Below are 25,881 nucleotides of genomic sequence, written 5' to 3'. Positions count from 1 at the left end.
CAGGGTGAGAGCACGTGGTGGTCGGCCCCGTGCGGCCTGACTTCTGGACGGGCGGGGGAGAGCCGCGGGACCCGGCCCTGTGGTCGGGGACGACCTGGGGATTCACGCCGTGGGGCGGTGCTCGCCGGAGTGGTCGGCGCAAGGCCTGTGCCGCGCCCGCCGACGGCGTCACTCCGCCCGAGGTCGGTGCCGGGGACGTTGAGCCGTTCCGGCGCGAGGCGGCGCCGAGATGTCCCGTTGCCGTCCCCGCAGGCGGTTTCGCCGTGGTCTCCGCCCCACCGGACATCACCGCCCTCCGGACGGGCGGAGGCAGCGAGGCGGAGTGTGCGGGACGAGAAGACGCTTTCGTCCACATGTCCGAGGTTGCCACCCTTCATCGAAGGGGTTCCCACCTGTGAGGGAGGTGCGTCCTCTCACCCCAAGAGGGGACTGTTTGGTCCCAAAAATCGGCCCGATCTGCGGTATCTTTGGTGGGCGGTCCCAGGCGGACAGCCGAGCAGCGAAGTCGCACAAGGATCTCCAGGGCGGTAGGCACTATGCACGCAGGCGTCGAGTTCTCAGTGCTCGGCCCGGTCCGGCTGTACAAAGAGGGGGTCGAGGCCGGGGCCGGCCAGCCGAGGCAGTGCGCCGTGCTCGCTTCGCTGCTGTTCCGGGCGGGCAGGCCCGTAAGCCTCTCGAGGCTGGTGGAGGACGTGTGGGGCGAAGACGCCCCACCGTCGGCGGTGGGCTCCGTGCGCACGTACGTCTACCGGATCAGGCAGGCACTGGGGGAGCACAGCGACAGCTCCGTGAGCCTGGTCGACGGGGGCTACCTGCTGCGCATCCGACCGGACGCCCTGGACCTGAACAGGTTCAAGGAGAAGACGGCGAGGGCCAGGGAGGCCCGAGGCACCGGCGACCTGGCGTCCGCGGCGAGCCTGCTGACGGAGAGCCTCGAGATGTGGAAAGGAGTGCCCCTCGCGGGGGTCCCCGGGCCGTTCGCGGAGCAGCGGCGCGGCGTCCTCGGAGAGCTGCGCCTCGCCTGTGCGGAGGAGCGGCTCGCCTGCGACGTGGACAGAGGGCACTACATCGAGGCCGTCACAGAACTGTCCGCCCTGCATGTGGAGCATCCACTTCGGGAGCGCATATGCGGCCTGCTGATGACCGCGCTCTACGGTGCCGGGCGGCAGTCCGAGGCCTTGACGATCTACCACGCGACCAGTCACCTGCTGCGTCAGAGCCTCGGCGTCAGCCCGTCGCAGGATCTGCAGCAGGTCCACGAGCGCATCCTCTCGGGCCGATTTCAGCTGCCACCGAGCGCCGAGCACTCGAAGGGCGCGCCACGGACGCCTCGGCTTCACGTGCCGGCTCAGCTCCCAGCCGCCCTGCCGAGCCTCGTCGGTCGCGAGAGCGAGCAGGAACAGGTCGAACGCTTGTTCACCGCTGCGGAGGCGTCTTCCTCCGTGGCCATCTGCACGGTCGGCGGACTGGCCGGAGTGGGAAAGACAGCTTTCGCCGTCACCGCCGCCCATCGCCTGGCCGACCGCTTCCCCGACGGCCAGCTCTTCGCGGACCTGCAGGGAGCCGGACCGGAGGCCGAGCCGCGGGACCCCGCGCACGTGCTGGAGGGCTTCCTGCGGTCCTTGGGGGTCCGGCTCGAGGACATGCCCGAGACAGCGCAGGCACGAGGGCTCATGTTCCGCGGCTTGCTGGCCGACCGGCGAGTGCTCGTGGTCCTCGACAACGTATGGAGCACGGACCAGCTGAAGCATCTCCTCCCCGGAAGCGCCGGCTCCATGGCCCTTGTCACCAGCCGCATGCAGCTGCACGCGCTCGTCGCCGCGTACCAGGCGCTTCCCCTGACACTCGGGCCCCTGAGCCTGAGCGACGCACGCACCCTCCTCGAACGCCGGCTCGGCGCGGCGAGGACGGCGGCTGAACCAGAGGCCGTCGACCGCATCATCCGGCTGGCCGGGCAGCTGCCTCTGGCGCTGGCCAACGTCGCCGCCCGCGCGGCGTATCGGCCGCAGCTGCGTCTGGCGGGCCTGGCCGACGAGTACGAGGCGCCGGAGCGCAGCATCCTGGACGCCTTCGCGAGCGAGGAGGACCGGGCGCTCGACGTCCGCGAGTCCATCACCCGCTCGTACCGCCTGCTCGACACGGAGACAGCCGCGCTTTTCCGCGACCTGAGCGCCTGTCCGGACCCTGTGTTCGCGGCATCGCAGATCGCGAACCTGGCTGGACGGCCCGAGGGCCGGGTCCGCCAGGTCTTGTCGCGCCTGACCCGAGCGCACCTCGTCTCGGAGGTCGGCCCGGGTCGGTACAGCTGGAACCGGCTTGTGGCCGCGTACGCGGTGGAGAAGGCGGGGCGAGGGTTATTCGACCGGGCGGCCGGCCCGTTCGCGGCGCGAGCGGGGGCCGGCATCGATGCTGTTGTCACAGGGGGCACCCTGCTGAGACGACGGCACGGCCGGTAGCCGAGACCGGGCGGTTCCCGAAGCGGGCGCGTGCCCTATCGGGCGGCGCCGTCATGCGCTGCCCGGCAGGCGGCGTGCGCGCGTGTGTGCGGCGGCGTCCTGGGCTCGGAGGGGGCGCTGCATTGGTTGCATCAGACCGTACAGCGGATCTACGCAGTTTCCGCGCGGTAGTTGGCGGAAGACCAGAGGTGGCAAGCAGGACGAGTCTGCGCAGCTCCCGTTGCCGGACCGCGGGGCCGCTGCGATCGGGGCCGTAGATGCCTCGTAGAGCCGCTGTAGATCCTGCGGTGGCAGGCTCGAGTGCACACAGGCAAGCACACAGGCAAGTTGTGTTCGCCGTTCAGTGGAGAGTGATTCGTATGGCCACGGACTTCGAAGGTAAGAAGCTCGTCGTGATCGGCGGCGCCAGCGGCATGGGCCTCAAGGCCGCCGAGGACGTGATCGCGGCGGGTGGCAGCGCGGTGATCGTCGGCCGCCCGGGCCGGAAGCTCGACGACGCCGTCGCAGGCCTGTCGCGCTCCGGCAGCGCATGGTCGATCGAGGCCGACCTGGCGGACCGGGACCAGGTCGTAGAGGCACAGAAGCAGTTGGCGGAGGACCACCCCGACGCCACCCTCCTCGTCAACTCGGCGGGTTTCTTCCTGCCCAAGCTGTTCCTCGACTACGAGGTGGCGGACTACGACTCCTACCACGACCTCAACAGGGCGACGTTCTTCCTGACTCAGACCATCGTTCGGGGCATGGTCGCCGGCGGCCAGGGCGGCGCCATCGTGAACGTGGGGAGCATGTGGGCGCACCAGGCCATCGCCGTGACACCGTCATCGGCCTATTCGATGGCCAAGGCCGGGCTGCACGCCCTTACACACAACCTGGCCATCGAGCTCGCCAGCGAGGGCATCCGTGTGAACGCCGTGGCTCCCGCCGTCACCAGGACGCCCCTGTTCGAGAAGGTCTTTCCCGCGGACCAGTTGGACGATGCGATGGAGCAGCTGAGCGGCCTGCACCCGCTCGCCCGGGTCGGCACCCCGCAGGACGTGGCCTCCGCGATCGTCTTCCTGCTTTCGTCGGCCTCGAGCTGGACCACAGGCGCCATCCTCAACGTCGACGGCGGAGTCATGGCAGGCCGCTACTAGACGTATCTCTCACGCCCCGCCCGGGGCGGTCACCCCGGGCGGAGCGGCCAACATGCGTCGACGAAGGCTGCCCGCGCACCAACGAGCCCGTGTGGCAGGCCACCTGAGAAGCGACGTACCCAAGGGGCCCGCAAGGGCCCCGCTGGACGAACAAGGACGGCGACGAGCATGGCGTTGATATCGCGCGGCTTTCACGGCAGAAGGCCGTCGGCCGGCACGAAGCTGCCACCCGGGCAGTACGAGACGACTGGCTTCCCGGTGCTGTCCGCCGGGCCCACTCCCCGCATCCGGCAGGACGATTGGAAGCTGTCCGTGACCACGGAGGCCGGGGCGCAGCACGTGTGGGACTGGGCAGGCCTGATGGCACTGCCGGCAGAGTCCCCGACCGTCGATCTGCACTGCGTGACGAAGTGGTCGAGATTCGGCACCGAATGGCGAGGCGTGTCGCTGGACGTTCTGCTCGCGGACGTGGAGACGACCGCGGAGCACGTTCTCGTCACCTCGTACGGCGGCTACACCACGAACATTCCCTGCGCCGATCTGGTCGACGGCAAGGCGTGGATCGTCTACGGCTACGGAGGCGGGGACCTGTCCCCCGAACACGGTGGCCCCGCCCGGCTGCTGGTCCCGCACCTGTACCTGTGGAAGTCCGCCAAGTGGGTCCGCGAGATCCAGCTGCGGAGAAGCGACGTGCCCGGCTTCTGGGAGAGCGCCGGGTACCACAACTACGGAGACCCATGGCGAGAGCAGCGGTACCAGGGAGACTAGGCGACCGGCTCCGGTGGCGGACCGCCGAGGTGACGGGCCGGCGCGTGGAGTCGGCGACGGCGGTCAGCCTGACACTGGATCTGCCGGGCTGGCCCGGGCACCTGGCCGGCCAGCATGTGGACGTCAGGCTGACCGCGGAGGACGGCTACAGCACCCAGCGCAGCTACTCGATCGCCTCGGCCCCCGACGGCCGGATCCTCGAGCTGACGGTCCAGCGCACACCCGGCGGGGAAGTGTCGCCCTACCTCGTGGACGAGCTCGTGCCCGGGGACCGGCTGGAGTTGCGCGGGCCTGTCGGCGGCTGGTTCATCTGGAGGCAGCAGCAGACGGAGCCGGTTCTGCTGGTGGCGGGCGGATCAGGAATCGTGCCTCTCATGTGCATGATCCGCGCGCGGGAGGCGGCCGGCAGCCGGATCCCTTTCCGGCTGCTGTATGCGGCGCGGACCCCGTCGGACCTGCTGTACCGCTCGGAGCTCCACCAGGGGGCGCCGGGGCTGGATACGACGTACCTCTACAGCAGAGAGGCCCCGAAGGACTCACCACGCCCGCCGGGGCGCATCACCCCAGAGGACTTGGTCCGCGGCGGCTGGCCCCCCGAGTTCGAGCCGACCTGCTATGTCTGCGGGCCCACCGCGTTCGTCGAGAAGACGGCCGCCTACCTGGTGCTCCTGGGGCATGCACCTGAGCGCGTACGCACCGAGCGCTTCGGTGGAGGCTGAGACGGCAAGAAGACATACGACCCGACCAACATGTTCCGGGTGAACCACCCAATCCTGCCCGGCTGACGGAGGGACTGCGCCCCGCGGCCGGACTCATCTGTCCGCCCCCTGGGGTACGGCGGACACACCGCATGGGCGGCGCTGTGGCACCGCATTCGCGCCGCGCACTGGGCGAAGCCCTGCGGAAGGCTGTCGCGCCGGTCACCTCGCCGGGGGACACGGTGCCCTCCTCCCGCCAGCTCGCCACCGACCTCGGCCGTACCCGCAACACCGTGACCGACGCCTGTGTCGACCTGGTCGCCGAGGGATGGCTTACCAGCCGCAGAGGCTCGGGCGCACTCGCGGCAGCCAGGATGATCACGCGGCCGATCCTCGCGCCCGGCCGCCGATCGATCCAGCGCCCCTGCCACAACCTGAGTCCAAGCAGCCCCGACACCGACTGCCGCACGGGTGACCATGCCGGATAGACGCCGCGTCGATACCGGGCCGCTTGAATGGCCTTCTGCCGCCGCGCCGTCACCGAGGCGCCGGCACTGAGCCGTCACGGGGCTCCGACGGCATGGAGGCCGCAATGACATCACCGGACAATCTCCCGTCCTACGAGGACCTGGCCGCATCGAACCCCTTGCGTTCGCAGGAGGAGTACGACGAGGACGAGCTGGGCGAGGACGTCCTGGACCGGGGCTATTCACCCGCCGACAGGCCCCTCGCCGTCAACGACTGGGGCGTCACCGCGCGGGAGGGCGCCTCTCACGAGGACCTCGCGCATCGACTCAGGCGCGAGGTGCCGGAAGTCAGCGCGTCGGACGAGGGTGACGGGCTGGGCGACACGATCGGCACGGACGGAGAGCTCATCGACGACCAGGTCGGCGACGAGCGCGCGGGACGTCTCGTCGGCTGGGACACGGGCGTTCTCGATGCGGGATACGACGGCGACGACTACTGGGCGCGGGATGTGGGCATCGACGACGGTGCCGCCTCCGCCGAGGAGGCGGCCGTCCACGTGGTGCCCGACACCCGAGGGGCTCTGGAGTGACTGTCGGTGCAGCTGGAGCGCGTCGTCGAACGATCATGCCCAGTAGCGCTCAGGGCTGGGTCATGTGTCGCCATAAACTGTCCGATGCCGAGCCGGAGTTCGTGCGGCCGCCGCTGCCCGCTGCCGAGTCGCGGCGGAAGCGGCTGGACGACGGGATGGTCTTTAACGGGATCGTATGGAAGTTCCGTACCGGGCCCGGCTGGCGGGAAGCGCCCGGGCGATGCGGGTCCTGGGCCACCTTGCACACGCGGTTCCGCCGCTGGGCGGCCGACGGCACCGTCGATCGGATGCTGAGGGCTCTCCAGGCGACGGCGGACGTTGCCGGTGCCGTCGACTGGATGGCGTCGGGCGACTCCACCATCGCGCCAGCTCACCAGCAGGCCGCCGGAGCCCGAGACTCGAACGGTACGGGGGCAGCCTGAACAGCGAATTCCACCTCCCTTGCCATGGCCTGGGCCGCCCGCTCGGCTGCACGATCACGAGCGGCAACACCAGCGACTGCACCCAGCTCACCGCCGTCATGCAGACCATCCGCGTGCCCCGGATCGGATCAGATCGGCTCCGATTCTGCTCTCGCATGCAGCGACAAGGGCTATAGATCCCGGACCATCCACACGTGGCTGCGTGAGCGAGTAGGCATCGCCCACACCATCCCCGAGGGTCTCTTTGACCGCGAGATCGCGGAACCGAGGGGACAACGTGGGCGCCGCGATGTCATGCATCCGGAGGGAGCGGCGGCAACTCGGATGGCGACTGCCGCCGCACACGCCCCTGCATACAGCGGACCGCCCGCTAACGGTCGAAGGCCTCCACGGCTGTAGCCGGTCTCGGCAGTACGGGAAGAACGCGTCCCACGCTGCGCACGAGTCGCTCGTCGACGTACGCCGCAACCCCGTCGTGAAGATGCAGGCATGACGAGAGAGAAAACAGAGATTTCGCGTAGACGGCCCGTAGATGGTCACGTGATTGGCTTGTCCGCACAAGAGGACCTGGGGACTGAGAACCATGCACCGTGCAGGCATTGAAAAGTCGTGCCGCGCTACTCCGGACGCACAAGCCGGAACCAGCGGTAGTGCACCGGCAGCAGGACTCGCCACGAGCCGAGGGCAACTCGACCCGGAATCCGCCGCGTGGGTGAACGCGATCGAGGGCCGTCGCGGCCCGCAGTACGAACAGGCCTGCGCGCGGCTTCACGATATGCTGGTGCGGATCGCCATCAATGAAATGTTCCGCCGAGGGCCCCGATACCGAATTGGCGGGCCCGAGCTGAACGATCTCGCCTACCAGGCGGCAGCCGACGCGCTGATGAAAATCACGGAAAAAATTCAGAGATTTCGAGGCGACGCCAGGTTCACTACATGGGCATTTCGATTCGTCGTGCTCGAAGTTTCCAATGCCCTGGACCGCCACTTCTGGCGTGTTTCACACACCCGACTCGACTTTGACGAATTGGCGCAAGTGCCCGACCGCTCCGGTATCGACCCGGCAGGTCACTGGCAGGCGAGAGAGCTGGTCGAAGCCACGCGCGACGCGGTCGCGACAGCACTGACCGCCCGCCAGCGGCGGGTCTTCACCGCCGTCATCAACGGGGTTCCGCTGGAAACGCTGGCCAGTGAGCTGAAGACGAACCGCAACACGCTCTACAAGACGATGTTCGACGCCCGTAGGAAACTGCGGGCTCGGCTGATGGCTGGCGGACACCTCGGCGTTGCGGGCTGAATGCGCACCAGCGACGTCGCTCCAGCAGCGCGGGCCAGGAAGCTGAGTGACGGGCGTCGCGCGCAACCCGGGATCTGAGTCGTCCACCCCGGTGGAATAGACAGACTGCGTCGCCGGGAAGTCACCTTCCCCGAAGGACCCAGCGCCATCGTCTTGCCCAGCCGGAGGAAGAAGGCAGATCGACATGAATTTCGATAGGCTGAGTAAGCACTTCCACCCCCGCAAGACCATGCCCAGGAAACCCTTCAGCAGCTGACGCGGTCGTCCACGCATATCATAGTGAAACGTTGCTTCCGGCTCTCTGCCGCCGCGCCCCCGGTCTCGCACTTCGACACGTAGTAACTTTGTTTACCTTCGCTCGAAAACCCACCCGGTAGGTGGAATTCCGCACACCTATCCGGAAGAGCTATTTCCATGAAAGCCATTGTGGTCACCGACCAGGCCGCGGGAACGGCCGGAATGAAGCTGACGGAGCGGCCTGAACCGCTCGCAGCGATCAACGACGTCATCGTTCGGATCCATGCGTCGGGCTTCGTCCCGACGGAGATGGAGTGGCCGTCCGCCTGGGCACATGAAGCCGGTCACGCCACCACGCGTCCATACGGACTCCTCTCCTTGATCGGCCCGCGCCGCGCCATACGGGCTCAGAGAGACCCGCACGACGGCACCCACCATCGTCCAGCGCTATCGGTGTGCTGTCAGATCTCGATCCGCACCTGGCGTACATCGAAGGCGACGTAACCGCTGAAGTCGTGACCGACACGGGTCGCCGCCGACTCCTTGATGTCCGGATAAGACCAAGCGGCGTCCCTAAGCGTCATCGCACCGACCAAAACGTCGTGATATTGCGCCCGCCCCTTCCACGGGCAGGTGTATGGGGTTGAGCTCTCGCGGAGCGCGCCGGCCGCAACTGAATCCGGCGGAAAGTAGGTATTTCCCTCGATGCTGATTACCGTCTCGCTCGCGGCCTCGGCCACGACGGTCTCCCCAACTACTGCCTTCATCATTCTTTCCCCTCATCGATCCCTTTGCTTGGCCAGATTTGCCCTCATGTCCGCCCGAGTCAGGCTCGAGGCACTCATCCCGTGCGTGATGGCTCTTCAAGCCGGGTGAGACACCGAGCTTCGGTCGGACGTCACGTTGTGAAGTCACAACCAGTTCACATTCGGCCAGAGGTTAGCGTCGGTCGGACTCCGCTTCAAAGCTTGCCACAGCCCCCGGCAGCACAACCGACTGTCCGTCACGAAATGTTGAAATGACACTTGCGTTCAGCTGGATTCCGGATCCGCGTCCTCGGTTACGGCGTGAGGTGTGGCGCCTTGGGCGAGCTTCAGTCGCGTCCAAACATTCATGTTGATGATGACGGCGGCGAGTTCCGCGATCTCGGTTTCGTTGAAGTGGTTGGTCAGCTCTTCGTGCAGGGCCGGAAACGTGTTCAGATCGTAGTCTGTCAGCCCTTCACAGTACGCCAGCGCGGCCCGTTCGGAAGCGTGGAACATCCCGCTCTGACGCCAGCTTGCGAGATGCGCGACCTTGTCCGGGTTGATTCCCTTTTCGAATGCCGTTCTCGTATGCAGGATCAGGCAGTAGGAACAGGGCGTAAGCTGTGCGACACGCAACCTGATCAATTGCGCGAGTTGACCGTCTATGGTGAGCTCGGCCTTGTATCCGAAGGATTTCGCCATCTCCCCGGCAAGGGAGTGAAACGACGTCAGGTCGGGATCGAACCGTTGGTTGGTGTATATTGTATCGCTCATCGTATGTCCGATTCTATTTGGCGCGAAACCTCAACTATGCTTAGCGGGGATTTCTGCTCAGCAGTGCCCTGATCGCGGGGGTGTTGGAGCGGCGTATGTGTCGCATATCTGAAGCCCGCGAGCTCGGCGGGGTGCCGCATTGTCTGTCGTGAACAGGAACTTCTTGGCCTCCACCGCCCGCTGCCGACGGTGGAGTTCAACGATGACGGTCCCGTAGGTGTCGACCGAGTAGTCCGTGGCCGTTGCTGGGGACGGCGTGCTGTCATCGTCGGGGCGCCAAGAATGCCTTCCACCACTCTTCTGATGCCGATCACAGTCCCGCAGATGGTCGCGAAAAGGCTGGTCGGTCACCTGTTTTTTCGGGCTTGCCCGGCTCGCGAATACGCTACTGGAAACGGCCGTCGAAGCCGGCACCGCTCTTCAGGTCGGCGAATCGGAGGCCGACAACTGCTCCGCCTTCCACCACCCATCGCAGATCATAGGATGCTTGATAGGAGGGCGGCCAGAACGAACAGAAGCGGCCATTCTCGTCGTCGGACCAGGTGCCCTGCGTCTGACGTCCCGCCTCGAAGTAGGAGGTGCTTCCGTCGGATCGAAAGGTCTGGCTCGTGCCATCACCGTAGGCCAGGCGGCCTGCGGTGACAGCGGTGGGAATCTGGTCGGGCGGCACGATCGTGCCGTCTTCCGGGTGCAGGCTGTCGATAGTGCTGGTCACTGTGAGGTCCTTCTCTCAGGCCCGACGGTGCCGTTGCTCGTGCGGTCCGGCGGGCGTTTTCTGGCTCAGTGCGGCGGAAGATGACCTCATCGGAGGGGAGGGATCGGCTTGGCCGGCTTCGCTCCTTGGAGGTGATCCGACCTCTTGAGCTGCAGCACATGAGCGCTTTCCGTACTGCCGTAACGGTCTCCTCTGGGGCCCTAAGGGTCCCGAGCCCCCAGGACGGGCACGCCGTGCCGTTGAGGCTCCGGGGCCCCGCCCTGGTTGTCGGCCATCGGTTCTAGGCGGCGTCCTCTCCCGTCGTTGCGAAGAGGCTCAGGTACTGGCCGTAGCCCTCCTGCCTCAGATCCTCCAGGGGGATGAAGCGTAGAGAAGCGGAGTTGATGCAGTACCGCAGTCCTCCACGGTCGCGAGGCCCGTCCGGGAACAGGTGCCCGAGGTGGCTGTCGCCTTGAGTCGACCGCACTTCGACACGGAGCATGCCGTGGGCGGTGTCGGGCCTCTCGACGACGTGGCCTGCCTCCAGAGGCCTCGTGAAGCTGGGCCATCCAGTCTTGCTGTCGTACTTGTCGACCGAGGCGAAGAGGGGCTCCCCGGACACGACGTCCACGTAGATACCGGGTGCCCCATTGTCCCAGTAGGCGTTGGAGAACGAGGGCTCCGTCTCGTCTTGCTGGGTCACACGGTATTGCAGGTCGGTGAGCTGTGAGATGCGCTGTGCGTTCTTGCTGTACTCCGGCATGCCTACCTCCCAGACGGTGCTGGAGTGTTCTTTCTCTCCTATTCGCGTCATGCATCGCCCGGACTCTTACCGTCTCGCAGCGGTGCAGGGATCGCGAGCGAGGGCCCGGCCGGGTTGTGGTGCACGGGCAGACCCCAGAATCGGCCGGCGGACTCGAGCCCGGCTGCCTTCCCTCAGAGACGAGAAAGGGTTGCCCGACCTGCCTCCATCGCTCGGCCGGCGACGGCCTGGTCGGACGTGACGTGCACGGTGACGCTGGGTCCCGACGACTTGTTGGCTGACCTATCGCGAATGATCACCGTCGTCGGCACCTCGTGCAGCGCCACGCTGGCGATCGCCACCGCAGAGGACAACAATTGCACGTACTGCCTGTCCGTCCACGCCTACGCAGGGGCGGGCGTCACCACGCTGGGTGCAGCGGAACTGCCCGCCACGCAGAGTCCGCCGTACAGCCGCATTGCTTGCCTCGGCCCGTATCCTCCGCGGCATGTCGGCGAGACGCAGGTGAGGCGGCCCGGACCATGGGCGTCGGCGTCACCGATGCCGAGACCGGCGAGTTCGCAGGCAATCCGGCATTGAACACTGTCAGAACTACCGTCGGTGTCCTCTCTGGTACCGACACCGAATGGCCGCTCCTCACCCCGCACGCACACGCCCGATCGACACCCGACCAGGCCTGACCGACCGGGTTCGACGGGCTGTATCACCGCCGCCTCGACCGTCGTCGGACAACCCAGGAATGCGAGGCAGAACATGGGCGAATCGCACGAAACCCAGGCGCGTGCCCGTTATGACGTGGTCGTGCTGGGCGCAGGCCCGACCGGTGCGAACGTCGCCGACCGCGCCCGTGCCGCCGGTCTCTCCGTAGCGGTGGTGGAACGGGAACTCGTCGGTGGTGACTGCGCGTACTGGGCGTGCGTGCCCAGTAAGGCGCTGCTGCGGCCGGTCATCGCGATCGCCGACGCCCGGCGCGTGGACGGTGCCCGGCAGGCCGTGACCGGTCAGGTCGACGCCGACGGCGTCTTCGCCCGTCGCAACCGCTCTGTCCACGACTGGGACGACACCAGACAGACTCTGTTCCTCAAGTCCATCGGAGCCGACCTCCACCGTGGCCACGGCCGTCTCGACGGGCCCCGACGAATCAGCGTCACCCGCGACGACGGTGCCCGGCAGATCCTTACAGCCCGGCATGCGGTGGCCATCGCCACCGGCAGCCGGCCGGCGTTGCCCGACATCCCGGGCCTCGCCGAGGCCCGTCCCTGGACGAACCGGCAGGCCACCGAATCCAGCAGCGTGCCCACTCGCCTCGCCGTCATCGGCGGCGGCGGAGTCGGCATCGAGATGGCGACTCTCTGGCAGGGCCTCGGCTCCCAGGTCACGCTGCTGGTCCGGCGCCGGTTGATTCCCCGCATGGAACCCTTCGCCGGTGAACTGGTCGCTCAGGGATTGAGAGAGGCGGGCGCGGATGTGCGGATCGGCGTCCAGGTGACCGCCCTGCGCCGTCCGGACCCGGAGGGTCCGGTCACCCTCACCCTCGATGACGGCGGCGAGCTGGAGGCCGACGAGGTGTTGTGTGCCACCGGCCGCACACCCGTTACCGACGACATCGGCCTGGACACGGTCGGCCTCACCCCCGGGTCCTGGCTCGATGTGGACACCACCTGTCTGGTGCAGGGAGTCGACGGCGACTGGCTCTACGCCCTGGGAGACGTCAACCATCGTGCCTTGCTCACTCATCAGGGCAAATACCAGGCCCGGACCGCCGGCGACGCGATCGGTGCCCGTGCCGCGGGTCGTCCGCTGGACGACACGCCCTGGGGGGACCACGCCACCACCGCCGACGAGCACGCCGTACCCCAGATGTTCTTCAGCGACCCCGAAGCGGCCACGGTGGGCCTGAGCACCGAGCGGGCGGAGCGCTTCGGGTACCGCATCAAGACTGTCGACCTCGACTTCAACGTCGCCCAGGGCGCCAAGCTTTACGCCGACGGATACCAGGGCCACGCCAGGCTTGTCGTCGACCTCGACCGGGAAGTCCTCCTCGGAGCCACCTTCGTCGGCCCCGGCGTCAGCGAGCTACTGCACTCGGCGACCATCGCGGTCGCCGGCGAGATCCCGCTCAAACGACTCAGGCACGCGATAGCCCCCTTTCCCACCATCAGCGAGATCTGGCTCTTTCTCCTCGCCGCCTACCAGCGCGATCAGAAGAAGGTGTCGGCTTGAACGATGACTGGCTGCGTTCACTGTGCGTGACGGGCCCAGCGGCGGGGACACAACTCGACAGCCTCGGGTGCCGTCGCTGCGAGTTGTCGGCCGCGGTCCCCCGCCGAGAGCGGCACGGTGGCGCCGCGCTCCCGTCACCGCTCGACGTTCGCGGTCGAGGAATCGCTTTGCTGAGATCATGGAGCAATATGCGCGAATATGGTTGAAGAAGCGGTTTCACTATGCGTCAGGGAGTCACTGATGGACGCCTCGGACCATCTTCTCCGAAGGGCTACCCCCTCGGCTCTCTTGACCTTGGGCGGTGCCGTCCACAGCCTCAACGCGGCCATGACAAAGGTGCTGGACAGGCCGGCGGACCAGTGCGTGGGTCGCAACTTGGCCGATCTGTTGCCCGAGAGCCAGCGGACTGCGGTCGAAAGCCTCGTGGCCCACGCTGCCACGACGATGACGGTCGTGATGCGGGTGCTGGAGTTTCCGGGACCGGGTGCTGGACGGCTGGTCTGCCTGGTGGAGGCGCGACTGACGAGGGATCCTGAGGGCGACGGCGAGCAACTGCTGTGGGTGCACTCGTTGAACGCGGGGAACGACCTGGGCGGTCTTGTGATTCCGTTCCGGTTGGCGGCCAAGGCCGCCAACCTCGGTGTGTGCATGTATTCACCCCAGGAGCACCAACTGGAGTGGCTGGGTGGCGCACCCGCCTTGGCAATGTTGTTCCCGGAGGCCTCAGTACCGTGGTCCAGCGTGGTTCGGCGAGTCCACCCTGATGACCGGGGGGCTCTACGGCGGCTCGTGCGTTCGACCGCCACCCGGTCCCCCTGGATCACGTTGAGGTTCTTCACCGAGGGTGACGGCTGGCACCTTCTGGCTTGCCAGGCCCGTCGAGTCCAGTTGGGGTATGGCGGCCCTCTGCGGGTCTTCGGGGTGATCCGCGACGATACCAAGCGGGAAGCGCGCCGACGCAAGGCGTTGGTCGCGCTGAGTGCTGCGCGGCAGCGAGCCGCCGAGATAGCGGCCTTTTCCTCCGCCTTGATCACTGCGGCCACAGAGCAAGAGGTACAGCAGGTCCTCCTGACACGCCTTGCGGCGACCTTTGGCGGCACCGGCGCCGCACTGGCGCTCGTTGCCGAAGGCCGCCTCTGCGTCTCCTCCGATGCCGGGATCCCGAGGCTGGTGGCCGCCGTGCACGGCGTGTCGCTGGACGATCCGAGCCCACTGCCCTATGCGATACGAACGGGCAAGCCACAGTTCATGCGCAACCAGGAGGAGTACATACGCCGCTGGCCGCGCGGGGCCATGGTGCCGTACTTCGACCAGCTCGAATCCGGCTGCGCCGTCTCGATCGCCTCCCTCAGCCCGGTCGCCGGTCAGCCGCTCGGGGGTTGGGCGGTGACCTACGACGGCGAGCACCACTCGTCCCCGGATGAGCGAGCCCTCATGAGCACTCTGGCCGACCTTGCGGGCCAGGCACTGAAGCGCGTCAGGTCTCGAGAGGTACGAGTCGAGTTGGCCATGGCACTCCAAGAGTCCATGCTTCCCACGCTGCCGAAGCACCTCCCGGGCCTGGAGGCCACCGCCCGTTACCGACCGAGCCGGGACGGGCTGGATATAGGCGGAGACTGGTACGACGCCTTCGTCGTGTCCGACGGCGCGATCGCCTTCGAGATCGGCGACGCCCAGGGGCACGACGTGAACGCCGCCGCGGCCATGGGACAGGTGCGTGCCTCCATGCGTGCCATCGCCGCCTGCGAACCCGACCCGGCAACCGTGCTGACGCGCACGAACGACCTGCTCGTCACGATGGACGCGGCGCGATTCGCCAGCTGCACCATGTTGTATATCGACCCATGCGACGGACGGGTCACAGGCTCCAGCGCAGGCCATGTGCCGTTGCTGTACGTATGGGACGACGGCCGGCACAGGATCCGTGAATTGCCGGGCGGTCCGGTGCTCGGAGTCCTAGCCGACGCAGACTACCGCGGGGGAACTTTCAGCCTGGACAAGAACGCCGCGCTGATCATGGTTACCGACGGCTTGGTCGAAGGCCCGAGTTTGCCCTTGGAAGCTGGGCTGGAGCGAGTCGCGACGGTTGCGGCGCAAGCCGCCCACGATGGGTTGAACACCGAGGAGACCGCTGATCGAATCCTCGACACCATGGTTGCGGTAGACCACATCGACGACGCGGCTGTGCTGATCATCCGGCGCGCGTGACGGCATCTGCGGCTCCGCTCCCTTGTAGCGCAAAGAGAAGAGCCCCGACTCTCTCACGGCAAGGACCCCGCTGTTGCCGAGGTACGCCAGAGGGGAGGGACGGTTTTCGGGCCTATGCCTACGCTCCGCTGCAGGCCGGCCACCGAGCTCATGGCAATTGCCGCACTGTCGGCGGATCTTCCGTCCGGCCGATTGAGGGCAACGCGTCGACTTGGCCCGCGCGAGCGGCCTGCTGCGGCCGGTGAGGGTGGCATCTTGCAAGCAGATGACCAAGCGCGCGTTCAGGGGCGTTCGCTGGAGGTCTGATCGGGCTGCACAGGGGTGTGGCGGGCCTCTTTGAGTTCGGCTTCGTAGAGATGGTCCCGGCCCTCGGCGAGCTCGTCGATCAGCTCGCGTTCCAGGTCTGCGAAGGGCCGGTAGTACGTGCGGTTGTACGCCTCGATGATCTCGAAGGTCCAGTGCCCCGGAATGACGTTGCGTCCCAGGATCTCCCGTTCGACGGCGTCGGCATGTGACGCGTGACCGGCTTCCCGCAGCAGTCGGACGGTGCGGTCGAGTTCGAGGTCGGCCGTTCCCGTCAGTTGGTGGAAGGCGTACAGGTGACCGCGGGCGCGCTCGGTGGTCTCCAGGGCCTTGGAAAGGGATCCCAGAGCCTCGACCGTCTCATCGCTCACCCCCGCCGGGCGCCGGTGGGCGGCGTCCGGCGGCTGCTGAGGTTCTTTGCTCACCCTTGTCGATATGCCACACCGAGGGTCCGGCGTACCCTCTGTCACCCGCTGGGGCGCGTCCCCGGCGGGTCGGTCGCAGAGGGTGATCGGGTCGCTGGAGTCGTGTGCAAAGGATGACGTCGGGCGGCCCGGCCGTCAGGCCGGACAAGAACGCGGACAGGGGCCACAGGAATCGCAGGACCTGCCGCAGTGATCACTACGACTCCACAGGGCCGTCAGTCAGAGCCGGGGTGACATCGAGGGCACATCGTCACCTCAGGCATACGTAGGGCGATTTCCACCTCGTGCCGGCTGATCCGGCCGCCGGCTGCGTCCGGGCAGTCGTCGCGGTGCACCACAGCGCCCAGGGTTCCGCCTCTGAGCACGTGTTGGATGCGGAAGCCGATATCGCTGTCACCGAAGGGTTCCGGCTTCGGTGGCTTCGGTGACCCAAGGGCGCCACCCTTGGCCTTCTGCTCCTCACTCTCGCGGATCTTGGCGTCGACAGCGTCGAGCTGCAGCTGCAGGTAGAGGCGGATCACCTGTAGCCGATCCAGATCCGGAGGCAGATCACCCACATGATCGACTTTACGGTGATGCCGAGCCCCGGGCCAGCGGGGCGAGAGAGCGCCCCGCGGCTTCTCGCGCGGCAGCGCTGAATAGGGTCGGCACCGCCACGGCTCGGGCACGCAGATCGGACCGTGTGGAGGGCCGGATCCCATTCGCCGACATGGATCCCCCAGTGGTCGGCGCGGGCGAGGCCGACGCCGGGTTCCGGGCTGACCGGTGGCCCAGGCGGCTGGGGACAGACCGACGGACGTCATACGGGCGAGCTGGCACGAGGCGGGCATGGGAGTGGTGGGCGGCCCCGCGTGACGTGAGATGGGTGGAGGGCGGTCGACGTGAGACCGCAATCCCGGCGCGCGTCGGACTGACGGACATGCCTGAGGGCCCGGGGGCAGCGTGGGGCCCTGTGTCGCTCAGGGCGAGCCATCGGAGCCCGTCGGCGGGTCGTCGGGCGGGGAGGTTGGATCTACGTCCAGGCGGTCGTGATCGTAGCCGTGCGTCAGGTCATGGGCGGGCTTCTTCGGCATCGGCCCATGTTTCGCTCGGCGGCCTGGACGGCGCCGTGGCCGCCGCCGGCTGCTCAGCGAGCGGCACCTGCCGGAGCCGCGTCGGCCGCCGTCGCCCGTCAGCCGGCATGGCTGTCTCGGGCGTCGGTTCCGGGTAGCTGCGTGCCGGGCGGTGAGCCGGACCGTGGTGGGGGAGAGGCGGCGTGGTTTCCACTGTGCGACGAGAGCGGCGCGCTGACGACGCACGAGCTTGAGGCGCCGCGGTTGCTGTGAGCGGTAACGGGCGCACGAGGGTGCGGGCGCCGGTGGCCGCGGGTGGCGGCGACCGGCGCCCCGGTGCGTCAGGGCTTGGGCGGCACGGTGTCGCAGTCGGGGACCCCGTCGAGCCAGGCGGGTCCCTGGATGTAGATGTTGGTCATCCAGGCCTGGTAGTCGGGCAGGTAGGCCCAGACGTCGTTGGAGTAGCCCTCGGCCTCGACGAGTTCGGCGTGCTTCTGGCACTGCACGCGGATGGTGGTCGGGCCGGGGAAGGCGTAGACGCGGCCGGCGCCGAGTGAGGGCGCCTGCTTGGTCCACACGCCGCTGCCCCAGGTGCGGTGGATGTGGCCGGTCACCTTACCGGTGTTGACGCGGACGGCGCCGTAGTAGTCGCCGCCCAGGCGGACGTCGCTGACCATGAGGCGGGTGCCGGACTCCTTGGCCTCCACCATCTTGCCCGCGCCGAGGTAGATGGCGATGTGGTGCAGGTCGTCGGAGCGGCCCCAGGCGAGCAGGTCGCCGGGGAGCAGCGGCGCCAGGCCCTGCGCGGCGGTGAACCGGTTCGCCGCCCGGTGGGTGTAGTACTGCGTGCTGGCCGTGCCGTTGAGGATGTCCGAGCCGGCGGCACGGGCGTAGGCGTGGCGGACGAGGCCGGAGCAGTCGAAGCCGAGCCGCTCGGGGTCGTGCGCGCTGTCGGGGTCGGTCGGGTCGATCTGGCCGTAGGTGGCGCCGGGTTGGGCGCCGTGGCCGCCGCCCCAGGTGTACCAGGTGCCGGCCGCCACCTCGGCGCAGGCGGCGGCGATGGCGGCTTCGGCGGCCGCGGAGGCCCCCGTGGCGAGAGCGCCGCACGCGGCGGCGTCCCGTTGCGGAGCGTGCGGCGGGCCCGCGGCGGCGGTGGCGGTCGGCGCGGCAAGGAGAAGGGCGAGCAGGGCGATCAGTGTGTGGACGACTCTTGTCCGGCAGGCCATGCCAGGACCCCCGTTTTCTGGTGGTGTGCGGAACTGGTCGGACAGCAGCCTGGGGGCCGCGCCCCCGGCCCGTCGAGGTGCGGGCGTCGCCCTGCTGCGGTGGGCAACGGGAAACCCTCGGGAAACCCGCGCCCACTGGGAGTGCGGCCGTCACCCCCGGCGGCCGCAGGCGGCCGCCCGCGGCAGCTCGGACGCGGGGACACCGGGCAGCAGGGCGGCGAGGTCGCGGGCGTCCAGGCCCGCGCGCAGCCGGCAGATCGCTGCCAGCCGGGCCTGCGGGTCGAGGTCCCACAGCCGGACGGTGCCGTCGGTGCTGCTGCTGGCGAGGGTGCGGCCGTCGGGGGCGAAGACGACGCTCCACACCGAGTTGGTGTGCCCCGTCAGCGTCGCCCACCCCCGGCGCCCGCCGACGTCCCACAGGCGCACGGTGCGATCGGTGCCGCTGCTGGCGAGGGTGCGGCCGTCGGGGGAGAAGGCCACTCCGCGCACCGAGCCGACGTGGCCGGTCAGGGTCGCCTCGGTGCGTTGGCGGCGCACGTCCCACAGCCGGACGGAGCCGTCGTTGCCGCTGCTGGCGAGGATGCGGCCGCCCGGCGCGAAGGTGACGCTGCGCACCGCGCCGGTGTGGCCGGTGAGGGTGGCGAGCCGGCGGTGGGTGGCGACGTTCCACAGCCGGACGGTCAGGTCGTCGCCGGCGCTGGCGAGGAGCCGTCCGTCGGGGCTGAAGGTGACATCGTTGGCAAAGTCGTCGTGGCCGGTCAACACGGCCAGCGGGCGGCCGTCCGAGGTGTCCCAGAGCCGGACCGTGCGGTCGCTGCCGGCGGAGGCCAGGGTGCGGCCGTCGGGCGCGAAGGCGACGGCGAACACCTGCCCGGTGTGGCCCGGCAGGGTGTCCAGCAGCCGGTGCCCGGCCACGTCCCACAGGCGGACGGTGCCGTCGGAGCCGGCGGAGGCCAGGGTGCGTCCGTCGGGGGCGAAGGCCACCGAGAAGACCGTCTCGGTGTGGCCGCGCAGGGTCGCCACCAGCCGGCGCCGGCCCGCGTCCCACAGCCGCACGGTGTGGTCGGTGTCGGCGGTGGCCAGCAGGCTGCCGTCGGGGCTGTACTGGGCCTGCCACACCTCGGTGAACGGGCGAGCCGTGAGCGCCGGGCCCGCGAGGTTCCACAGCACCACGGACCGGTCGAAGCCGGCCGTGGCGAGCAGGGCCCCGTCGGATGTGACGGCGACACCGAGCGCGTAGTCGGTGTGGCCCGCGAGGACGCCCGTCTGCCGTCCGCTGTGCACGTCCCACAGCCGCGTCGTCCCGTCGCCGACCGCGCCGACGACCGTGGCACCGTCGGGCGTCCAGGCGACGGCGTTGATGTCGTCGCTGCTGCCGGACAGCGTCGCGGTGAGGCGGCCCGTGCCCACGTCCCACAGCCGCACCGTCCGGTCGATGCCGCCGGACACCACCGCTCGGCCGTCCGGCGAGAACGCCACGCCCAGCACCCCGTCGGTGTGGCCCCGCAGCACGTCGAGGGAGCGGGCGCGCAGGAGGTCCCACAGGCGTACGGTGCGGTCGGCGCCGGCGGAGGCGAGGGTGCGGCCGTCGGGGGAGTAGGCGAGCCCGTAGGCGGCCCCGCGGTGACCGGGCAGCGCCGCGGTGACGCGGTACGCGCCCTTGCTCTCGCGCACCTCGATCGTGCCGCCCGCGGTGGCGACGGCCACCTCGCGCCCGTCCGGGGCGAACGCCACCGCGCGGGCGGCCCGGGTGGCTGCCGGGAGGGTCGCCGTCACGCGGCGGCGGGCGACGTCCCACAGCTGGACGGGACCGCTCGTCGACGTCGCCGCGAGGGTGCGGCCGTCAGGGCTGAAGGCGATCGACCGCACCGGCCCGCGCATCGGCAGCACGGCGACCGTGCGGTGCCCGGGCATGCTGCGCAGGATCACCGTGCCGTCCGAACTCCCCGTCGCCAGCAGCTTGTCGCCCGGGGCGAAGGCCACCGTGTTGACGGGCCCGCGGTGATCGTCGAGCCGGGCGGCGAACGGCTGGGACTGGGTGCTCAGCAGGGCGCCGCGCGCCTCGGGGGTGTCGTGGGTGCGGAAGGCCTGCTCCGCCAGCAGCATCGACGCCTCCGGGCGGCCGCCGGCGAGAGAGGCCGAGCGGACGGCGAGGGCCTGGGAGTGCGCGACGCGTTCCTGGCTGCGGGCGCTCTCGCGCTGCTGGTAGGCGAGCCCTCCGGCGGTGACCGCGAGCGCGAGCAGGACGGCGAGGGTGGCCAGCAGGTACTGCCGCAGCCGGGCCTGGCGTCCGAGCTGCCCGCGGTGGCCGTCCTCGGCGACTTGGCTCGCCCGCAGGAACTCCTCCTCGCCCGGATTCAGGCGGCTCCATCCGTCCGACTCGTCGGCCCAGGTGCGCACGACGTCCAGCCGGGTGCCGCGGTACAGCGCGGAGGGGTCGCGGCCCTCGCTCTCCCATGCGGCGGCGGCGTGGGCCAGTTGCTGGTGCAGCAGCAGTCCGGCGCGGTCGGCGTGGATCCAGTCGCGCAGGCGCGGCCAGGCGTGCAGCAGCGCTTCGTGCGTGATCTCGACGGTGTCGCGGTCGAGGGTGATCAGCCGGGCTCGCACGAACGCGCCGAGCGCGGCGGCGGCCCCCTCCGCATCCGTGAACTGCCCCATCAGCGCGACCCTGTTCACACGTCGGCGGGTGACGCCGCTGCCGTCGGTGACGAACACCAGGCGGGACAGGATGCGGCGGATGGTGCGCTGCTCCGCCGGGTAGAGCCGGGCGAACACCGTCTCCGCCGTCCGCGCGATCGCGCCCTGGATCCCTCCGGCCCGCTCGTACCCGGCGACGGTCAGCTCGGCGCCCTCGCGCTGCTGCCAGGTGGCCAGCAGGGCGTGTGAGAGCAGGGGCAGCGCGCCGGAGGGGGTCTCGTCGCCGCTGCCGTCGCCGCGGGCGGTGCCGGGCTCGCCGCGCAGCCCTGCGTCGCGCAGCAGCAGGGGGAGCAGACCCGGTTGCAGGGTGAGCCCGGCGAGTTCCGCGGGGCGGGTGATCGAGGCGCGCAGCTCCGCCTCGGACATCGGGGGCAGGACGAACAGTCCATCGGTGAACACCGGTGCGAGGTCCGGCAGGTCGAGGCAGTTGCCGACGAAGTCGGCGCGGACCCCGAGGACCACGATGCCGGGGGCGTGCGGGTCCGCCGTCGGCGGTGGGCCGGCCAGGGCGGCCAGCACACGGACGAAGGCGCGACGTTCGTCCTCGTCGGCGCAGGCGGTGAAGAGTTCCTCGAACTGGTCGACGATCACCACCGGACGCGACGGCGGCGGGCGCTGCCCCCCGGGCGCTGCCGCTGACCCGCCCGAGCGGGCCATGATGGCCTCCAGCAGCGCGGCGGGCTCGCGCCGGAGCTGCTCGGCGGTGATACCCAGGTCCTCACCCAGGGCCTTCCCGGTCCGCTCCAGCAGTTCCTCGAGCGGCCGCGCGATCGGGGTGAGGGTCACCAGGGGCCACCGGTCGGCCCCCGGCATCGGGAAGTCACCGCGCCGCAGCGCCGGGACGAGACCGGCCTGCAGCAGGGACGACTTCCCCGCGCCGGACGGCGCGACGAGCATCAGCGGTCCGCTGCCGAGCCGTTCGAAGATCCGCTCGACCAGAACGGCGGTGGCCCGTTCCCGGCCGAAGAACCACGCCGAGTCCTGCGGTCCGAACGCCGACAGCCCCCGGTAGGGACATGCCCCCTCGGACTGCGCTCCGGTCCCGTCCGCCTCCTTGCGCGAGCCCGCAGCACGTCGGGGCGCGCGCTCGACGAGGTCGAGCAACGCCCCTTCCGCGCGCAGCACTTGGTCGCAGAGCCGGGCGACGTCGACGGTCGCCCGCTTCGCGCCGGTCTCGATCTTGCTCAGGTAGCCCTTGCTGTAGTGGGTCCTGCGGGCCAGGTCGGCGAGCGAAAGGCCGCGTTCGCGCCGGAGTCGTCGAAGTTGCGCGGGGAACGAGTGCGTGGTCGGCGCATCCGGGTTCCCCGCGGCGAGGTGGTCTGCTTCGGTCGCGTGGCGTGGGTCGACCACGATGTCCCCCCGGGGCAGTACGGCCGTGCAACGGCGCACGTCAAGGCTACTGGGGGGACGGCTGGGGCATCCCGGCGTTTGTTCGCTGTGGCGCAAAGACGCACGTCCGAAGCCGGGTCGACGGCTTCGGACGTGCGTCCCTACGGTGCCCGGGCAGGGCGTGCCCCCAGGTGAGGGCGGTGGCCCCGCGCGCGACTCGCCGGTGGGGCGGAATCAGGTCAGGGTGGCTCCACAGCCGCCGTTGACCCACTGGTGCGACCGGATGTTGTTGTCCACGACGTGGCCGTCGGTGAAGTTGTTGTCGGACAGGTTGTCGGCGTACAGCTCGCCCGGGTACAGGCAGGTGTGACCGCCGAGGTGGTCCGCCAGGTAGAAGAACTTCACGATGGACAGGTTGCCCGTGTAGCCCCGGTTCATCACCGAGGACGCCCGGTCGTTCGCGCCGCCCCAGTTGGAGCTGTCACCGGCGGCGACGATGATCGGGCTGCCGTTGCAGTCGTAGCCGTCCCAGGCGTACATGTTGCCGTTGCGCGCCCCCCACTTGCTGTCGCACACGGCGCCGGCGGCGCCGCTCTCAGCGGCCTGCGACGTGGCGGCCGGGACGGTCACGCCCAGGGCGGTGAGCCCGATGAGCGCTGCGGAGACGGTGAACTTGCGCATGATGGTTCCCCTCGTTTCTCGATGGTGCCCGGTGGTGGTGCGCCGGCGGGGCGGGGCGTCGGGTGCCCGTGGGGTGCCCTCGCCGGTGGACGGGGCGCTTCCGTGCGCGAGATGGTCAGTCACGCTCCGGAACCATGCGCACCGCCCGGTCGTAGGCCTGCCGGCCGAGACGGCGGTAGGTGTCGATGTCCTTGACGTAGCGGTCGGGCAGGCGGTCCAGGTAGTGCTTCTCCCGGGCCGTGGCGACGGCCCGCAGGGAGGTGCGGCGCGCGCAGTCGGCGTCCGCGACGGCGGTCCTGCGCTCGGCGGCGAAGGCCTCGTCGGCGCGTGCCGCGCCCAGCCGCACGGCCGCGGCCCGCACGCCCTCCTGGGCGGCCTGGGGGTCCGGGTAGGGTTCGCCCGCCTCGCGCATGCACGCCGACCACGCCCGGACGGCCGCGGTGAGCTTCGGGTCCTTCAACAGCCGCCCGGAGTAGAGGGAGTTGGCGCTCAGCGCGATCTTGCTGGTGCGGAACCACTCGGCGGGATCGCCGTAGAGCGTGCGCTCGGCCTCCTCGGTGCAGCCGCCGATACGCTTGCGGATCTCCCCGCCGTTCGGCATCGGGGCGGTGAGCATGCGGGCGCCGTCGCCGCCGTCCAGGGCCTCGTCGAACAGGGCGCGGCGCGTGGCGGACAGGTCCTGGCGGTAGGTTCCGTTGACGTTGCGCTCGCGCAGCCGCGCGCCCTTCGTCTCGATGCGGCTGCCGTAGCCGTAGGTGCGCGCCCACGTCAGGTCGTCCTGGACGAAGCGCACGGGCCGGCTCTCCTGGAGCGTCAGATCGCGCTCCTCCTGGTAGGCGAAGCCCTGGCGTCCCATGCACCGGCTGGTCAGCCGCTGGATGGCGTCGTTGACGCGGACCTCCTGCCGCCAGGTCAGCGCCGGTGTGCGCACGCCGATGTGCTGACGGGTCTGTCCGCGGGCGTCGCCGGCATCGCCGGCGCCGTCACCGGTCACCACGGCGGTGGCGAGCGCGGCCACCGCGCACAGCGACATGAGCGCACGTCTCATGGAGCCCGATTCCCCCTGCCACGTCATGGCCCCGGATCCCCGGTGCCGCCCGGTCCCCCGTGCGGCACCGGAGAGGGCGCCCCCTCGGTTGCCGCCGGCCACGGTCGTGCCGTGCGCCGACGAGACACAGACTCCTGGCGCCGCCCGGCGGGGTCGACGGGTTTCCCGTTGCCCACCGGCTGCCGGACGGGGAAACCGTGGGCGAGGTGGGGGAACGGGGCGGGGGAGGCGACGACTTCGACCCGGCGTCGACGTCGCGCACCCTGCCCTGGGCCGAAGACGTGCACGGTGGCGCCGACGCCATGCGTCGTCTCGCCGCGCCGTCCAACTCCTGATCTCCGATGTCCGTCAAAGGGGATCAAGCCCAGTCCGTCAAAGCGGATCAAGCCCACTGAACACCAGCCGCCAAAGGGGCGGACACGAGCGTGGCTCGCGTTTCGGGCGACGTGCCACACCTCAAGTGCGATCCTGTGTTCTGCGGGCACGAGGCCGCGACTGGTGACGGTGCCACCATGGTCGGCGGGGCCTCCCCTCCGCGCTGCGCAAGCGAAGGGGCGGGTAGCGGTCGCACGGCGCCCCGGCCGCAGCGGCCCTCGGCATGACGCCGGGAACGTGCAAGTGCACCCTTCGCGTGCAGCCCGACGACGCTCCACAGGGCTTGAGAGCACGAGTGGGAGCCGGCCGGGGTGAAGCTCCTGACCGGCTCAACCGGCCAGAGTCGCCACATAGCCGGCCAGCTTGGCCGGGCTGACCACCCACATGATGCGTTCGATACCGCGCTCCGACACATCGGCCGTCACGAGAGCCACCGCGGCACCGTGACATGTCACCAGTGCCGCCGGCCTTCCGTTGGCCTCCACCCAGCGGATTTCCCTCTCCGGCCAGAACCGCGGCGAGTATGCGACAAGGGTCTTTGAGACATGCGGTCGCCCCACGATCGGGATCTTGGACGCCCCGCGCATCCCTGCGCCATCGGCATAGCTGACCACGTCGGCAGCGAGAAGCTTCTCCAGTGACGCCAGATCACCGGATCGCGCCGCCGCGACGAACGCCTTCATCAGACGATGGTGAGCGGCTGGGCTGACCGGCTCTCTGCGTTCCGCTGCCAGGTGCTTCCGGGCGCGGCTCACCAATTGACGCGTATGGGGTTCGTTCGTCTCCAGGATGTCTGCGATCCTCTTGTACGGGTAGGCGAAGGCTTCCCTCAACACGTAGGCAGCCCGTTCCACGGGGTTCAGCTTCTCCAGGAGGAAGAGAACCGCCATGTCGAGGACCTCTGCCCGCTCCGCCCCCAGTTGCGGATCCGCGCTGGTGTCGACCGGCTCCGGAAGCCAGGGCCCGATGTAGGACTCGCGTCGCATTCTGGCGGACTTGGCGCAGTTGATCGACAGACGGGTGGTGATCGTCGTCAGGAACGCCGTCGGCTCCTTGACGTCGGCATATTCGATGGCCTGCCATCGCAGCCACGCCTCCTGGACGATGTCCTCGGCCTCCGCGGCACTGCCGAGGACGCGATAGGCGATGCCGAAAAGCTGGGGACGCGCTGCCATGAAATCCCTCGTTGCCTGCTCAAGGGAGTCTGACTTCTCGCGCGTGCGCATGAGTGTCCTCCAACTCGTGATCACCATGCTATTAGCGGGCACA

General features: G+C 69.4%; 23 protein-coding genes and 1 pseudogene. 12 read left to right on the top strand and 12 right to left on the bottom strand.

Annotation, left to right across the window (positions count from 1 at the left end; all coding sequences use genetic code 11):
- Positions 1-536: 536 nt before the first annotated feature.
- From B085_RS0119655 to B085_RS0119620, 9 genes and pseudogenes are all read left to right on the top strand, one after another.
- Entirely contained in the window at positions 537-2,456 is a 1,920-nt protein-coding gene (locus B085_RS0119655; RefSeq protein ID WP_018560290.1) for an AfsR/SARP family transcriptional regulator, read from the top strand.
- 359 nt (positions 2,457-2,815) lie between these two features.
- Entirely contained in the window at positions 2,816-3,589 is a 774-nt protein-coding gene (locus B085_RS0119650) for an SDR family NAD(P)-dependent oxidoreductase (protein WP_018560289.1), read from the top strand.
- 168 nt (positions 3,590-3,757) lie between these two features.
- The gene (locus B085_RS0119645; RefSeq protein ID WP_026251228.1) at positions 3,758-4,357 is read left to right on the top strand and encodes a molybdopterin-dependent oxidoreductase; all 600 of its coding nucleotides are present in this window, start codon (positions 3,758-3,760) and stop codon (positions 4,355-4,357) included.
- Positions 4,327-5,076 carry a ferredoxin reductase gene (locus B085_RS0119640; RefSeq protein ID WP_026251227.1) on the top strand — a complete coding sequence of 250 codons (750 nt, stop codon included), beginning with the start codon at positions 4,327-4,329 and terminating at the stop codon, positions 5,074-5,076. Before B085_RS0119645 ends, B085_RS0119640 begins: the two co-directional genes overlap by 31 nt.
- Positions 5,077-5,082: 6 nt before the next feature.
- Positions 5,083-5,142 (top strand): annotated as a pseudogene (locus B085_RS51955) (BBE domain-containing protein); the annotation flags it as partial.
- Positions 5,143-5,207: 65 nt separating this feature from the next.
- A complete protein-coding gene (locus tag B085_RS0119635; RefSeq protein ID WP_018560286.1) occupies positions 5,208-5,543 on the top strand; it encodes a GntR family transcriptional regulator in 336 nt (111 codons plus the stop codon).
- A gap of 104 nt (positions 5,544-5,647) precedes the next feature.
- Entirely contained in the window at positions 5,648-6,112 is a 465-nt protein-coding gene (locus B085_RS0119630; RefSeq protein WP_018560285.1) for a DUF5709 domain-containing protein, read from the top strand.
- A 35-nt stretch (positions 6,113-6,147) separates the two neighbouring features.
- Positions 6,148-6,534, top strand: a complete 387-nt coding sequence (locus B085_RS51950; protein WP_018560284.1) for an IS5/IS1182 family transposase — start codon at positions 6,148-6,150, stop codon at positions 6,532-6,534.
- Between the two features lie 712 nt (positions 6,535-7,246).
- A complete protein-coding gene (locus tag B085_RS0119620; protein WP_018560283.1) occupies positions 7,247-7,831 on the top strand; it encodes an RNA polymerase sigma factor in 585 nt (194 codons plus the stop codon).
- A gap of 698 nt (positions 7,832-8,529) precedes the next feature.
- Here the strand turns inward: B085_RS0119620 and B085_RS0119615 are convergent.
- The 5 genes from B085_RS0119615 to B085_RS49385 form a co-directional block, all read right to left on the bottom strand.
- Positions 8,530-8,835, bottom strand: a complete 306-nt coding sequence (locus tag B085_RS0119615; RefSeq protein ID WP_026251226.1) for a DUF427 domain-containing protein — start codon at positions 8,833-8,835, stop codon at positions 8,530-8,532.
- A 264-nt stretch (positions 8,836-9,099) separates the two neighbouring features.
- The gene (locus B085_RS0119610) at positions 9,100-9,588 is read right to left on the bottom strand and encodes a carboxymuconolactone decarboxylase family protein (protein WP_018560281.1); all 489 of its coding nucleotides are present in this window, start codon (positions 9,586-9,588) and stop codon (positions 9,100-9,102) included.
- A gap of 385 nt (positions 9,589-9,973) precedes the next feature.
- On the bottom strand, positions 9,974-10,303 hold the full coding sequence (locus B085_RS0119605; RefSeq protein WP_018560280.1) for a hypothetical protein: 330 nt from the start codon (positions 10,301-10,303) through the stop codon (positions 9,974-9,976).
- Between the two features lie 280 nt (positions 10,304-10,583).
- Positions 10,584-11,045 (bottom strand): peptide-methionine (R)-S-oxide reductase MsrB, encoded by a 462-nt coding sequence (gene msrB, locus B085_RS0119595; protein ID WP_018560278.1) that lies wholly within the window; start codon positions 11,043-11,045, stop codon positions 10,584-10,586.
- Positions 11,046-11,218: 173 nt separating this feature from the next.
- Entirely contained in the window at positions 11,219-11,386 is a 168-nt protein-coding gene (locus B085_RS49385; RefSeq protein ID WP_158689775.1) for a hypothetical protein, read from the bottom strand.
- A 412-nt stretch (positions 11,387-11,798) separates the two neighbouring features.
- Here B085_RS49385 and B085_RS0119590 point away from each other — a divergent pair, with 412 nt between their 5' ends.
- Positions 11,799-13,268, top strand: a complete 1,470-nt coding sequence (locus tag B085_RS0119590) for a dihydrolipoyl dehydrogenase family protein (protein ID WP_018560277.1) — start codon at positions 11,799-11,801, stop codon at positions 13,266-13,268.
- A gap of 198 nt (positions 13,269-13,466) precedes the next feature.
- Positions 13,467-15,476, top strand: a complete 2,010-nt coding sequence (locus tag B085_RS47135) for a SpoIIE family protein phosphatase (RefSeq protein WP_078619973.1) — start codon at positions 13,467-13,469, stop codon at positions 15,474-15,476.
- A 281-nt stretch (positions 15,477-15,757) separates the two neighbouring features.
- On the opposite strand, the gene B085_RS0119580 is transcribed toward B085_RS47135, so the two are convergent.
- From B085_RS0119580 to B085_RS0119555, 6 genes are all read right to left on the bottom strand, one after another.
- Positions 15,758-16,204: a hypothetical protein gene (locus B085_RS0119580; RefSeq protein WP_026251223.1), complete on the bottom strand. Its 447-nt coding sequence runs from the start codon at positions 16,202-16,204 to the stop codon at positions 15,758-15,760.
- A 215-nt stretch (positions 16,205-16,419) separates the two neighbouring features.
- Positions 16,420-16,761 (bottom strand): DUF6233 domain-containing protein, encoded by a 342-nt coding sequence (locus tag B085_RS0119575; protein ID WP_158689773.1) that lies wholly within the window; start codon positions 16,759-16,761, stop codon positions 16,420-16,422.
- 836 nt (positions 16,762-17,597) lie between these two features.
- On the bottom strand, positions 17,598-18,482 hold the full coding sequence (locus tag B085_RS0119570; RefSeq protein WP_018560273.1) for a C40 family peptidase: 885 nt from the start codon (positions 18,480-18,482) through the stop codon (positions 17,598-17,600).
- A gap of 150 nt (positions 18,483-18,632) precedes the next feature.
- Positions 18,633-22,529 carry a WD40 repeat domain-containing protein gene (locus B085_RS0119565; protein ID WP_051102114.1) on the bottom strand — a complete coding sequence of 1,299 codons (3,897 nt, stop codon included), beginning with the start codon at positions 22,527-22,529 and terminating at the stop codon, positions 18,633-18,635.
- Between the two features lie 213 nt (positions 22,530-22,742).
- Complete coding sequence (locus B085_RS0119560) at positions 22,743-23,189, bottom strand: hypothetical protein (protein ID WP_018560271.1); 447 nt, start codon at positions 23,187-23,189, stop codon at positions 22,743-22,745.
- Between the two features lie 115 nt (positions 23,190-23,304).
- Entirely contained in the window at positions 23,305-24,237 is a 933-nt protein-coding gene (locus tag B085_RS0119555; RefSeq protein ID WP_234018608.1) for a hypothetical protein, read from the bottom strand.
- A 197-nt stretch (positions 24,238-24,434) separates the two neighbouring features.
- On the opposite strand from B085_RS0119555, the gene B085_RS49380 reads away from it, so the two are divergent.
- Complete coding sequence (locus tag B085_RS49380; RefSeq protein ID WP_018560269.1) at positions 24,435-24,572, top strand: hypothetical protein; 138 nt, start codon at positions 24,435-24,437, stop codon at positions 24,570-24,572.
- A 369-nt stretch (positions 24,573-24,941) separates the two neighbouring features.
- Here the strand turns inward: B085_RS49380 and B085_RS0119545 are convergent, their stop codons facing one another.
- On the bottom strand, positions 24,942-25,838 hold the full coding sequence (locus tag B085_RS0119545; protein WP_018560268.1) for an RNA polymerase sigma-70 factor: 897 nt from the start codon (positions 25,836-25,838) through the stop codon (positions 24,942-24,944).
- Positions 25,839-25,881 lie beyond the last annotated feature (43 nt).

The sequence above is a fragment of the Streptomyces sp. BoleA5 genome (genome assembly GCF_000373665.1).
In the GTDB taxonomy this organism is placed as follows: Bacteria; Actinomycetota; Actinomycetes; order Streptomycetales; family Streptomycetaceae; genus Actinacidiphila.
This window is presented reverse-complemented; position numbering and strand designations above follow the sequence as displayed.

Excerpts from the sequence above, each read along its gene's own strand:
- B085_RS0119655 (WP_018560290.1), top strand. The coding sequence starts at position 537 with ATGCACGCAGGCGTCGAGTTCTCAGTGCTCGGCCCGGTCCGGCTGTAC.
- B085_RS0119650 (WP_018560289.1), top strand. The coding sequence starts at position 2,816 with ATGGCCACGGACTTCGAAGGTAAGAAGCTCGTCGTGATCGGCGGCGCC.
- B085_RS0119645 (WP_026251228.1), top strand. The coding sequence starts at position 3,758 with ATGGCGTTGATATCGCGCGGCTTTCACGGCAGAAGGCCGTCGGCCGGC.
- B085_RS0119640 (WP_026251227.1), top strand. The coding sequence starts at position 4,327 with ATGGCGAGAGCAGCGGTACCAGGGAGACTAGGCGACCGGCTCCGGTGG.
- B085_RS0119635 (WP_018560286.1), top strand. The coding sequence starts at position 5,208 with ATGGGCGGCGCTGTGGCACCGCATTCGCGCCGCGCACTGGGCGAAGCC.
- B085_RS0119630 (WP_018560285.1), top strand. The coding sequence starts at position 5,648 with ATGACATCACCGGACAATCTCCCGTCCTACGAGGACCTGGCCGCATCG.
- B085_RS51950 (WP_018560284.1), top strand. The coding sequence starts at position 6,148 with ATGCCCAGTAGCGCTCAGGGCTGGGTCATGTGTCGCCATAAACTGTCC.
- B085_RS0119615 (WP_026251226.1), bottom strand. The coding sequence starts at position 8,835 with ATGAAGGCAGTAGTTGGGGAGACCGTCGTGGCCGAGGCCGCGAGCGAG.
- B085_RS0119610 (WP_018560281.1), bottom strand. The coding sequence starts at position 9,588 with ATGAGCGATACAATATACACCAACCAACGGTTCGATCCCGACCTGACG.
- msrB (WP_018560278.1), bottom strand. The coding sequence starts at position 11,045 with ATGCCGGAGTACAGCAAGAACGCACAGCGCATCTCACAGCTCACCGAC.
- B085_RS0119590 (WP_018560277.1), top strand. The coding sequence starts at position 11,799 with ATGGGCGAATCGCACGAAACCCAGGCGCGTGCCCGTTATGACGTGGTC.
- B085_RS47135 (WP_078619973.1), top strand. The coding sequence starts at position 13,467 with ATGGTTGAAGAAGCGGTTTCACTATGCGTCAGGGAGTCACTGATGGAC.
- B085_RS0119570 (WP_018560273.1), bottom strand. The coding sequence starts at position 18,482 with ATGGCCTGCCGGACAAGAGTCGTCCACACACTGATCGCCCTGCTCGCC.
- B085_RS0119560 (WP_018560271.1), bottom strand. The coding sequence starts at position 23,189 with ATGCGCAAGTTCACCGTCTCCGCAGCGCTCATCGGGCTCACCGCCCTG.
- B085_RS0119555 (WP_234018608.1), bottom strand. The coding sequence starts at position 24,237 with ATGAGACGTGCGCTCATGTCGCTGTGCGCGGTGGCCGCGCTCGCCACC.
- B085_RS0119545 (WP_018560268.1), bottom strand. The coding sequence starts at position 25,838 with ATGCGCACGCGCGAGAAGTCAGACTCCCTTGAGCAGGCAACGAGGGAT.